Below are 1,550 nucleotides of genomic sequence, written 5' to 3' on the forward strand. Positions count from 1 at the left end.
GGGCCCGCCGCGCCGCGCCGGCCCCTCCTCGCGCACCAGGGAGGCCGCCACCAGGCGGTCGACGAGGCTGGACACCGTGGCCTTGGTCAGTCCGGTGCGCGCGGCGACCCCGGCGCGGGACAGGCCGGGCGACTCGGCGACGGCGGCGAGCACGAGCGCGCAGTTGTGCCTGCGCACGGTGTGCTGCCCTGCGGGTCCGGTGGCGGTCACCCGGCGATCGTAATCGTTCAGCGGGTGAACCAACACCGTTGACCCCGGCTCGGGCGAGGGATAAGTTCAATGCCCGAACTTTTCGGTCGGACTCATGACGCCGACGCACTCATCGCCTTCCGGGAGGACACCGTGGTCGAAGGACCCGTGCGCGAGGACAAGTTCAGTTTCGGTCTGTGGACGGTGGGCTGGCGCGCCGCCGACCCGTTCGGCGACCCCACGCGCCCGGCGCTGGACGCCGTCGAGGCCGTGCGCAGGCTCGCCGAGCTGGGCGCCTGGGGCGTGACCTTCCACGACGACGACCTCATCCCGTTCGGCAGCACGGAATCCGAGCGGGAACGGCGCATCGCCCGCTTCTCCGACGCCCTCGCCGAGACCGGACTGGTGGTGCCCATGGCGACCACCAATCTGTTCGGCCACCCCGTGTTCAAGGACGGCGCACTGACCAGCAACGACCGCGACGTGCGCCGGTTCGCGCTGCGCAAGGTCATGCGGAACATGGATCTGGCGGCCGAGCTGGGCGCCCGCACCTACGTGCTGTGGGGCGGCCGCGAGGGGTCCGAGACCGACGCGGCCAAGGACGTGCGGGCGGCGATGGAGCGCTACCGCGAGGGCATCGACACGCTCGCCCGCTACGTCACCGAACAGGGCTACGACCTACGGCTGGCGCTGGAGCCCAAGCCGAACGAGCCGCGTGGGGACATTCTGCTGCCCACCATCGGGCACGCGCTGGCGTTCATCTCCACGCTGGAGCATCACGAGATCGTCGGCGTCAACCCCGAGGTCGGCCACGAGCAGATGGCCGGGCTCAACTTCGTGCACGGCATCGGCCAGGCGCTGTGGCAGGGCAAGCTGTTCCACATCGACCTCAACGGCCAGCACGGGCCCCGCTACGACCAGGACCTCGTCTTCGGCCACGGCGACGTGCTCTCGGCGTTCTTCCTGGTCGACCTGCTGGAGAACGGCGGCTACGACGGACCGCGCCACTTCGATTTCAAGCCTCCGCGCACCGAGGACATCGAGGGCGTGTGGGCCAGCGCCGAGGCCAACATGCGCTCCTACCTGCTGTTGCGGGAACGGGCCCGCCGGTTCCGTGCCGACCCGAGGGTGACCGAGGCGCTCGCGGCCTCCCGGGTGCCGGAGCTGGCCCGGCCCACGCTCGCCGAGGGCGAGACCCCGGCCGACCTGCGCGCCGACCGCGACTCCTACGAGGACTTCGACGCCGAGTCCGCCGCCCGTCGCGGGTACGCCTACGCCCAGCTCTCCCAGCTCGCCTTCGAACACCTGCTCGGCGACTGACGGGCCGCGCCAGGCACCGGCTCGCGGCGCCCGGCGGCGTG

2 protein-coding genes are annotated in these 1,550 nt (G+C 71.8%); one reads left to right on the top strand and one right to left on the bottom strand.

What is annotated here, in order from left to right:
- On the bottom strand, nt 1-210 hold a 210-nt coding region (locus SACSA_RS0104610), incomplete at its 3' end, for a MarR family transcriptional regulator (RefSeq protein ID WP_157596610.1).
- A gap of 132 nt (nt 211-342) precedes the next feature.
- Here SACSA_RS0104610 and xylA point away from each other — a divergent pair.
- Entirely contained in the window at nt 343-1,509 is a 1,167-nt protein-coding gene (gene xylA / locus SACSA_RS0104615; RefSeq protein WP_028661543.1) for a xylose isomerase, read from the top strand.
- Nucleotides 1,510-1,550: the final 41 nt, after the last annotated feature.

Origin of the sequence: Saccharomonospora saliphila YIM 90502 (assembly GCF_000383795.1) — a bacterium.
Lineage (GTDB): Bacteria > Actinomycetota > Actinomycetes > Mycobacteriales > Pseudonocardiaceae > Saccharomonospora > Saccharomonospora saliphila.